At 35.8% G+C, this 10,728-nt stretch carries 9 protein-coding genes; all 9 read right to left on the reverse strand.

Translation table 11 applies throughout. From position 1 onward, the window contains the following. Positions 1-945: hypothetical protein (locus ENL20_04250; GenBank protein HHE37767.1), on the reverse strand; the 945-nt coding region annotated here is incomplete at its 3' end. After that, positions 905-1,795, reverse strand: coding sequence for a KilA-N domain-containing protein (locus ENL20_04255; protein ID HHE37768.1), 891 nt, complete (start codon positions 1,793-1,795; stop codon positions 905-907). The genes ENL20_04255 and ENL20_04250, both read right to left, overlap by 41 nt. A 1-nt stretch (position 1,796) precedes the next feature. After that, positions 1,797-3,320 (reverse strand): SAM-dependent DNA methyltransferase, encoded by a 1,524-nt coding sequence (locus ENL20_04260; protein HHE37769.1) that lies wholly within the window; start codon positions 3,318-3,320, stop codon positions 1,797-1,799. 39 nt (positions 3,321-3,359) lie between these two features. Further along, positions 3,360-5,759 (reverse strand): DEAD/DEAH box helicase, encoded by a 2,400-nt coding sequence (locus tag ENL20_04265; protein HHE37770.1) that lies wholly within the window; start codon positions 5,757-5,759, stop codon positions 3,360-3,362. A gap of 298 nt (positions 5,760-6,057) precedes the next feature. After that, positions 6,058-6,435 (reverse strand): FxsA family protein, encoded by a 378-nt coding sequence (locus ENL20_04270; GenBank protein ID HHE37771.1) that lies wholly within the window; start codon positions 6,433-6,435, stop codon positions 6,058-6,060. 11 nt (positions 6,436-6,446) lie between these two features. Continuing rightward, a complete protein-coding gene (locus ENL20_04275; GenBank protein HHE37772.1) occupies positions 6,447-6,662 on the reverse strand; it encodes a hypothetical protein in 216 nt (71 codons plus the stop codon). 95 nt (positions 6,663-6,757) lie between these two features. Then, positions 6,758-8,626: a tetratricopeptide repeat protein gene (locus tag ENL20_04280; protein HHE37773.1), complete on the reverse strand. Its 1,869-nt coding sequence runs from the start codon at positions 8,624-8,626 to the stop codon at positions 6,758-6,760. Positions 8,627-8,854: 228 nt separating this feature from the next. Then, complete coding sequence (locus ENL20_04285; GenBank protein ID HHE37774.1) at positions 8,855-9,625, reverse strand: hypothetical protein; 771 nt, start codon at positions 9,623-9,625, stop codon at positions 8,855-8,857. A gap of 46 nt (positions 9,626-9,671) precedes the next feature. Beyond that, a partial coding sequence (locus ENL20_04290; GenBank protein ID HHE37775.1) for a toxin-antitoxin system, toxin component occupies positions 9,672-10,728 on the reverse strand: 1,057 nt, incomplete at its 5' end.

A 10,728-nucleotide genomic window follows, 5' to 3' on the forward strand; every position in this document is an offset into this window, starting at 1 on the left:
AATTTGCCAAACTGCCGGAAGTTGTAAATATTCAGAGATGTATTTAATATTTATATTTTCTTTAGCTTTGAAAGTCGGGTAAACTGGAGATAAATACAAACCATCATATCTTTCATCAATTAAAGCTATTGCACCTTCCCAGCCTTTAACTTTGCTTAGGACTATATGATCTTTATGCAATTTGTGGAATACTTTATATGAAGTGTTACCATCTTGTATCCCACGAACAAAAAGACCTTTACCAAAGCCATAAACACCTGCAAAATTATATTCTTTGAAAACATCAACTTTTTCTGCATCTATATCCAATTCTAAAGCCTTCGATAATGATTTAGTAGAATATTTATTTTTACATTTTTCAAAAAAGGAAAATCTGAGATTCTTAATATCCCTTTCTTGAATTTCAATCAATTCTTTGATCTTCTTTATATTATCTTCTACTTTTTTTAATTTTGCAACTATCCGCTTTTGTTCTTCAAGTGGTGGAAGTGGGATTTCGAGCGAAAGAATATGTTTAGGTTTTATTTCAGTTTTAATACCACCAGGTAAATTATCTTTTAGAATATTTTGAAAGATATTACTTTTAAAATAATACCACATAAATATTATATCACATTTATTTTCTTTTGGATAATATGCTGAATAATGAATTGTTGCTGCAATTTCTTGAGGGTAATTATTAAGTGAAATCGCACCTTTAGAAGCGTTAATACCAGAAATAACCAAATCCTTTGGTAAAATTTTGATTAATTTAGTATTTGATTTTCCATCTTCTCTTAAATAGATTTTCCCTGTATTAAATTCAATTTTGGAAACGATAGGGATTTCTCCAGATAATACTTTTACTTCGTTAGGTTTTCCATTTCGCGAATCAAGATAATTATTAAGTTTTTGAATATTCCAACTACTCTTCATCTTCACCAATCTTCTTTTGTTCGTTAACATAAGTTTCTTCGGATTTCTTTTTAAGAGTTTTCAGATAATTGTTTTCATTCAGGATTTCAGTCTGGTATTTTGCAACAGCTTTTAGTTTTAGGAATCGTTCTTCTTTGCCAATATTTTCACGGATCATATCAGCATTCATACTTTCCAAATTGGAAAGAACAGCAAGTTCATTTATGCTGGCAATATCACGAATATTCATTTTCTTTTCTGCCAGTTTTGGATTGGCATTTCTCCAATCTTTGGCAGTGCAACCGAAAAGAGCAACATTCAAAATATCTGCTTCTTCTGCATAGATCAGCCATTGTTTATCAGTTTCATAATTAGTTTTCGGCAAAATGTAATTCTTAACTGCATCTGTTTGAATCAGATAATTTGTTTTGCTCAGAAGTCTTTTTACATTCCATTCCAGATTATATTGGTTTGTTTCAATCTCTTTTATGCGTTGATAATCTTTGATCAGATAAAGTTTGAAAGTCGGGCTAATCCAGGAAGCAAATTCAAAGGCAATATCTTTGTGAGCGTAAGTTCCGCCGTAGCGTCCAGCTTTGGAATTTATACCAATTGCATTTGTTGTTTCAATCCATTTTTTGGGAGTGAGAGTAAAACTGTTTGAGCCAGCTTCATTTTTAAAGGCATCGAATTCGATGCTATTAAAATTCGGATTATGAAGTTGTTCCCAAAGACCCAGAAATTCAATTGTGCTCCTTGTTCTCATCCAGTTTTGAATAATATAATTTGTTCTTTGCGGATCTCTGAATTTTGCCATATCGGTAAGAGAAATAAATTCTTCTTCCTTTTCGGAATACAGAACAATTTCCAATTCATTAACTTTTAATTTTGTTTTACTCACTTTATTTTCCTATTGTTTCATTAATTTCATTCATCAATTCCAGTATTTCATTTTCTCTTTTAAGAATTGATGAAACAAGTTCTTTTGGCTCTTTATACTCAAATTCATTCTTTCTGTTTGGATTTTTAATATCGAGATTTACAGTAACATTGCCGTTCTTATCTTTTCCGACAATATCTTCAATCTTTACATTCCACGCAAATTCCGTTTCCTTTCTATCGTACCACCATTCTTTTACAGGTTCGAGTTCTCTGCTTTGCAAAGGTTTGGTTTTGCTGTATTTTTTTCTGTCATCAGGAACAGCGATTTCATAAAACCAAATATTTTCTGTGGGTTTGCCGTGTTCAAAGAATAATACATTGGAAGGAATGTCAGTGTAAGGAGCAAAAACTCCGTCACCGAATCGAATAATTGTATGCAGATTGAAATTATCAATCAAATGTTTTTTGATGCGAGCGGCAACACCATCGGCAAATAAAGTTCCGTTTGGAACAACAACCGCAGCTCTACCACCTTTTTGGTTTATTTTTTTTCTTCTCAGTTTTCTCATTATTAATTGCAGAAATAAAAGTGCTGTTTCGGATGTTCGTTTATCTTTAGGAAAATTATTCAAAATTCCTTTTTCTTCCTCTCCGCCAAAAGGTGGATTTGTTATGATTATATCAACTCTTTCATTGTCTCCGATCTCTTGCAAACGGAATCTTAATGAATTCAAAGGATCAATTTGCGGAAATTTAAGTCCGTGTAAAAGCAGATTCATTTGACTGAGTAAATAAGGAAGAGATTTTGCTTCTCCACCAAAAATAGAATCCTTTTGCAAAATATCTTTCTGCTCAATCGTTTGAGCTTGCTTTTTCAAATGCTCAAAAGAAGCTACCAGAAAACCACCTGTTCCGCAAGCAGGATCTAAAACAGTTTCACCAATTTTAGGATTAATTACATCCACCATAAATTGAACAACAGGTCGAGGAGTGTAAAATTCTCCCGCATCCCCCGAAGCATCTCTCATTTCTTTTAAAATACTTTCATAAAGATGTGAAAGAGTAAAAATCTCTTCAGTTGAAGTGAAATGAATTTCATCAATTTTATTCACAACATCTCGGAGTAAATAACCGTTTATCATTCGATTATTCACACCTTTAAAAACTGTTGCAATTACATCTTTCCTACTTTTCCCAGATTCACTTTGTAAACTTCGCAAATAATAGAAAAGACCTGATTTTTCTGTTCCATCAGGTAAGAATGCTTTTTCATTATTGATAAATGCGAGCAGGTCATCACCTGTTAAATTTTGATCTTTTGCCCAATCTCTCCATCTATAAGGTGCTTCAATAATCGGGTTGTATTTTTCATTATTCAATAATGCTTCGGTTTCCAAAATTTGTTCGTTATCATCCAGAAATTTTAGAAACATTATCCAAGTTAGAATCGGAAGTCTGTCAGAATCCCCATTCAAACCTTTGTCTTTTCTCATTATTTTTCTACAGGATTTTACAATTCCCGAAAGTCTTTGTGCTGTTGTTATTTTTTTCGTTACTTTTGCCATTTATTTTCTCACTTGTTTCTATGCTACATAAAGATACTTTTTAATATCTTCCAGTGCTTTATTGAATTTATCGATTCCGCCGAATTCTTTTACAATCTCTATAATATTTCCCTTTTGAGAAATGGGGTCAACTTGAAGAATAGCAGGAGTTAATTCTGATAAACCAAATTCAACATATTTGTTTATTATCAAATCGATTATAGCTTTTGCTTTTTCTGAATATTCAGAAAAAATATCAGGTTTTTTCTTTTCCAATAATTTTGCTCGCTGTTTTCTGGTTAATGGTTTCAAATTATAAGCAACAAAACAGAGTAGATCGAAAAAATCAGAATCTTTCTGTTTAGAAACTTCTTGAAGCTGCTTAATTGTAATTCCCTGTTTTTCCAACAATTCAATAATCTCTTTTCTTTTGTCCAAATCTTCCCACGCTGTTTTAAATTCTTCCTGTGATTTGAAAAGAGTTGTTATTTTATCCTTTGCATAATGAGAATAGAGAACTTTTTTCAGTTTACCATTATTATCCAAAATTTGAACTGTTTCAGCTATAATTGTTACTTCACCTTCTTCCACATAATATTTCTTTCTCGGCTCTCCGATTTCTCCATCTTCGCCTTCACCATCAGATGAGCCATCATCATCTTTTTCTTCCCATTCAGGGAAATCAGAATCATCAGGAATTTCTTCTTCGTAAGTTCCTTCGATTGTTGTTCCTTCGTCATCAATTTCTTCATTTGTGATTAAAGGCGGTTCTCCATCGAAATCTTTGTCTGCAAAATTTCTGGTTGCACTTCCTGTATAATCTAAAATCGAGAAAAAAAGTTTATTTTTATCATCGCGAATTCTTGTTCCTCTGCCAATGATTTGTTTGAATTCAGTCATTGAATTTACGATTCGGAAAATTACGATATTTTTGCAGGTTGGAATATCAACGCCTGTGCTCAAAAGTTTGGAAGTTGTTACGATTACGGGAACATCTTCATCAATATCCATAAATCTGCTTAAATGACCTTTTCCTATTTCACCTTCTTCGGAAACTATTCTCACAACATAATCAGGGAAATCTTTTGTAAGATCAGTATTAAGATTATTGATTTCTGTTCTCATCTGATTTGCGTGTTCTTGATTGACACAAAAGATTATCGTTTTATCGAATCTGCCGTTTTTATTCATAAAATTTACAAGATGTCTTGCAACAGCCTTTGTTCTTGGTAGGTGGGAAAGCGTTCTTTCAAAATCTGAAGTTGTGTAAGTTCCGTCAGGGATTAACTCACCTTTAGCATCTTTCTGTCCTTCTTGAGGTCTCCAACCTGTTGCGTCAATATTCGGCACAATTCGATGAACAACATAAGGTGCCAGAAATCCATCTTCGATTCCTTGTTTTAGACTATAAGTATAAACAGGATTTCCAAAATATTTATAAGTGTCTTTATTATCTTCTCGTAGCGGAGTTGCTGTTAAGCCAAGATGAACAGCTTGATTAAAATAGGATAAAATTTTTCTCCAATTACTTTCATCGGAAGCACTGCCACGATGGCACTCATCAATCACAATTAAATCGAAAAAATCACGTTTGAATTTTCTGAATTTGCCTTCCCGGGTTTCATATTCAGCCAAAGATTGATATGTAGAAAAATAGATTTCTCTGCTTGTAACAATTCCTTCTTCGGGAACGAGACATCTTGCATCACCGAAAACTGCAAAATCTTTGGCGTGAGGATCATCAATCAAAAAACTTCTATCTGCAATAAAAAGCACTTTTGGTCGTCGGTGTTCATTTTTATTATTCCATCTGTTATTCCATAATTTGTAAATTATTTGAAAAGCAACAGTTGTTTTTCCTGTTCCTGTTGCCATTGTTAAAAGGATTCGTTTTTCACCTTCAATTACTTTTTGAATTACTCGATTGATTGCAATTGTTTGATAATATCTTGGCTTTTTTCCGATATTTTTAAATGGTTTGAGTAAAATGTCTTCTGAATTTTGTTGAATATTTTCTTCTTGCTTTTCTAGATTCCATAAATCAGTTGGACTTGGGAATGATTCTATTTTCTTTTCAATTCCGTTGATAAAGTTATATTCAATTATTTCATTTCCGTTTGTTGAATAAGCAAAATTCAGCTCTAATATTTTTGCATAATCTTTTGCCTGTTGTAATCCATCACTTGCTTTTTTGTATTTGCTTTTAGCTTCTATTACAGCAATCGGATAATTTGAAGAATATCGTAAAATATAATCAGCTCTTTTACCTTTTTTTCTTTTTGCTTTTCTCCCGAAAACCATAATTTTACCAGGAGTTATTTCGGTAAATGAGCGTTCTTGCAGAATTTGTTCATCACTCCAACCTGATTTATAAAGTTTTGGAGTAATTTGCTTTCTGCAAGTATCAGCTTCGCTTTCTTTGTCCAATATTCTCTTCATTATTTTTTCATTCATATTTTCATTTCTTTTTTGGTTCTTTTTTCGTCAATTCTTTTGGTAACTGCTCTTGCCGTTAATGTGTGTTCCCCGACCAACAGGTCGTGGATACTACCAATTTGGGAGTGTATACGAACTTTTTCCAATTTTGTTGAATTATTCATTTTCCAATTTTTGGTTATCGGGAATGCACAAATAAATTCAATTTTAATACTTCCACAAACTTTTTTCCGCTCAATTTCATTAGTAAAAACAGTATTCACCTCAATACATTGTTCTTTTTAATTTCCTTCCATTGTTGTCAAATTATTTTGTTTTTCAGAAATTTTTTGAGCGGAGTTTTAAATATTCTTCTCGATGCGGGAAACATGCAAAGCAGTCCGACAAGATCAGTTAAAAATCCGGGGGTAATGAGAAGCACAGATCCCACAAGAATGATCGCACCATCCAGCAAATGTTCAGCAGGAAATTTTCCCTGTGAAATTTCCATCTTGATCGCATCGATCGTGCCATAGCCCTGTGTTTTTGCAAGGTATGCCCCTCCCAATCCGGTGATCAGGATGATCGCGATCGTGCGCCAGAAGCCAATGAGCGGGGCAATCTTGATGAAAATAATGAGTTCGATCAGCGGAACCAGCGTAAAGATCAGGAAGAGAATAAGGACGGTCTTCTTTCGCATGCGAATTGTTGTTATTGCGTTTCGGTATCTTTCTTCTTCGGTCTGATAAGAAGGGAAAGGGGAATGAGCACTGCATAACCTAGTACGAGAAGGATCGTTCCGAATGTAGTTGCCGAATTCACGATGGCGAAACCCACGATGATCGCAGTGATCGCTGCAATAAAGAGCAGGATATTTATTTTTTCAAATTTGAATCTTTCGACCTTATCTGCTTTTTTCTGAGCCATGAAAACTCCTTTTGAATACGTTCAGAATATATGTTAAAATGTATAAGGACCAAATTCTTTGTCCAAAATATTCGTGTGCATCTTCTCAATTTATCTTACTGAAGCAGTTTGAGTTCTGTCTTTGCTTTGTCAACCGCTTCATCGTTATTGTTGAGCTCGATCGATTTCTTCAAATACTTTTTTGCTGCGGCATCCTTGCCGTTCTTCAGGTAGATCATGCCCAGATGATAGCTGATAACAGAGTCATCGACCCCTGCTTTTAGAACTTTTTCCATTGCTTTAAGCGCATCTTCATATAAGCCAAGTTTGTAGTACGCCCAGGCAAGACTGTCCCATATATAGATATTGTCCGGTGAGAGTTCCAATGCTTTTTCCAGCATAAATCGGGATTCTTCCAGACGTATGTTATCCTCGACCAAAGTATAACCGAGCCAGTTAAGAAGATCAGCATTATCAGGGAAAAATTGCAGCGCTTTCTCAAGTGTTGCTATCTCTTTCTCTCTGTTGCTGATTTCATTGTAGAATTGTGCTACGGTAAAATAAAGGTCGAGATTAGCAGAATCCTGCTCAACGGCAATAGTAAAATATTTATCTGCCTGGTCGATCTTATCGTGTTCAGCAAAATATTGCCCGAGCCAGCGGGGAGTTGATATATCTTTGGAGGGACGCTGCTCGAGTAATGTGTACACCGAGTCAACAGGTTCTCCAGTTTCAAGCATTGCATATGATATTAAAACAAGTGGATAATTTTGTATACATGGAGAAATCTCAAACTCGCTAATATATTTTTTGCTCAGGTCAAAGGAATCATTCTTTGCATAATTATACGCCAGTAATGCAGTAAAGGTACAGGCAAGGGTATCTGATTTTTCCTCGAGTGCGAAAACAAGAAGCCTGTGCAATAGTTTCGTGTCCTTACTCCGCTCCGCAATAAATGGAATAATATTGAGATGGTTGAGTAGCACACGCTCATCTTCGATCATAGAAAAATAGTGGCTTGCTTTTTCATAATGCTTGAGCTGAATTTCCGCGATTGCCATCATCTCATAGAGTTCCTGCAGGCGCTCCGGTTCAATCATATCTTTTTGTTCAAGCAGATACTCTCCATATTCAATCGTAAGAGGAAATTCCTTTGTTTTGAATGCAGCAAAGAAGAAGATACGGTTAAGAACTGAATCTGAAGATTCCATAGGAAAATAATCTCTCATCTCAATCACTTTATCAAACCGCTGCAGGAAATAGTAAGATAGAAGTAGCTGCCGAATTGAAAGAATAGATAACTCGGGATCTTCTTTAAGTGAATACCCAAGATGGGGAATGGCTTTTGTAAATTCTTTTTTATTGAAATAATGCTCTGCCAGCCACTGATGTCCCTGTATGAAGTCGGGTTCGAGCATAAGTATTCGGTCAAGTGTCATCTCTAACATGGGATCATCTTTCAGTCTGGAATATTCCTGTGCTATCTTGTAGAGCAGTTCGATATCATCTGTATTTGATTCCGCCTGATGAAGATATTGCATAGCTTTGTCACCATCTGCTTCATACAGCGCTATGTGGTATAACTCCAGATACAAATGATTAGAGCTCTCTGAATTTTCAATACCCTCAAATATGATCTCTTTTGCTTTTGAGATATTTCCCAGTTCCTTGTAGCTGTGTGCCAGCATGATGTAAACTTCCGGCAGCACCATGCCTGTGGTTAGCACTTCTTCACCAAAGGATATCAATTTTTCCTCATCACGAAGATAGTATAATGCATTAAGCTTCTCTATGATCACTTCTTCGGAGGTTGGATCGATCTGATAAGCAATGGACAAAAGAGAATCAGCAGTAGCATATTCACCCTGTTCCATAGCGACTTCAGCCATTGAGTAGTAAAAGAGCGGATTGGATGCATACGCGATCCCGGCAAGAATCAAAAAGCCACTCAGGATAACTATCGGCTTGATAAAATAATGCTTCATGTGGTTAAAATTCCTTTTTTGAATTGCCACAAGATTTATCTCGTGGAGTAGAATTCTCTGAAATAATATCGGGTTTTAACTCGTAAATCTACCTTGCAGTCTGAGTTGAAATCCCTATAGTATTGGCTCATCTTCTTCCCACGAGATAATCTCGTGATTATCTCTATGATATTATATATGTTTTAATCATGCTCTTGTGAGTGTGCGATAAACATAGTTTTTCATATGTTATAATCTGGCATAGTACGCGATGAAAATTGAGCGGTTTGGATTCGGATACTGATTTCCAAGCAGGTCACGCAGATTGAGTTGAATTCTAATATTTTCATCAATATTGAATTGGATTCCCACGTTCAGATATCCATTTCCTTCTCCAAAACTGTAGGTCTTTTGGTCTTCCCCTTTGCGATTATCATTAAAAGCAAAATCATATTCTGCAACAATATTGATGTGCTGATTTATACTCTTATCCAAACCAACAAAAAAGTTTAGATCGCTATCGTTATCTTTGCGTTCAGTACTATAGTTAACACCGCCATGCAAGCCAAGATTTCCGATGAAGTGGAAATTTCTACTCACAACTGCATAGAATCCTTTTGATTTGATCTCGAAGCGTTTGACCTTTTCTCCATCGGGAAGTGAGTCACGGAATGCACCAAAGCCGCGGGAGTCAAAACCTACTGCAATTGCAGGAAGTGTAGGAGATTCATCAAAAAGACGGTATTTCACATACACGCCCGGGTACGAATCCCAGTTTGGTAACGAATCACCAATGATATGTTCTCCGCCGAATTGTATGCCAAACATGAGTTTCTGCATCACTCCGACTCCAGCGCCAAAGTTAATTCCACCATTTTCAAAAATAGAAATGGGAAATTTTACTTCACCCCTTTGTAAAATGCCAGCGGTAGGACAATCAATAAGCTCAGTCAGCTCATATGCGCCAAGAACTACTGCTGACAACACAAGAATAATAACTATACATAAAATCTTTTTCATAGAACCTCCGAATTTAGGGATATGAAAAATCTAACATGCTTTACTGTCAATATTTAGAGGATTTCAGCGTATTCGTATATAATTGATATCGCTCTGCCCAATCACGTAGTCCATCTGGATATTTCGTACTTTCGAGTCGCTGCGATATGAGATTCCTTCTCCAGCCGATTTGCTCAAGCGTGTAGTGCTCATTATTTGATGATTGTCCTATCATAATAAGACGACCAAGTAAATCTTCAAAAGCATAGGGGTCGTATCCTGCACGGGAAGCATAGATCAACGCCAGTTTGTCAGCTTCTTCTTCATACTTTTCAAGACGACCTGCATAGATCACCTCATAGACAGAAAGCGCAATATCCTCAAGCTCTGCTTCTGCATCATCGTACTTGGAATCATGACCATACAAGCTGTCCGAAAGTGCATCAAGTTCTGCAAAGGAATCTTCCGCAATGATCTGCACACGGCGTTTTTCAAGTTCTTCCATGCCGTGATAATGAGAAACATGTGCGATCTCATGCCCGAGGACACAAGCAAGTTCTGCTTCATTTGTAATAGTTTTGAGCATACCGGTGGTCACAAATATGATGCCACCCGGACAGGAATAGGCATTGGGAATATCGAAATCAAGAATGAAAAATTTATAGGGTATATCGTAGGAATCGCTTGCATTCGCAACGAGTAAGCCAATGTAGTTCACATAATCCTGAAGTGCTTTGTTCGAGTAGAGACCAATTTCAGCAATTCTGTTTGCTATCGCGATACCCATTGCTTCTTCCGAAAAAGTGAAGAATTGAGGAACATCATATATTGGAAGTTTGATCTTTTTCTGAATCTTCTTCAAATTCACCAGGCGATAAGTTATCTCCTTGAATTTATTGAATTCATAAGGATCGATATGATAGCCGAGAAACACATCGATAAAATTCTTTTTTTGTCCGATCTTACTTGAAAACCGACCACTCATTGCTTTGATTCCTGCGGTCATACCTATATCAGAAATTTCTGTGATTGCTCGTTCGGAGCCCATCTGTGCAAACATATCATCAGCATCCTTTTTGCCCTCTATAACCTTTCTGGAGATATAACCAATTTGCTCATCTGCC

It is taken from the genome of Candidatus Cloacimonadota bacterium (assembly GCA_011372345.1).
Taxonomy (GTDB): Bacteria; Cloacimonadota; Cloacimonadia; order Cloacimonadales; family TCS61; genus DRTC01.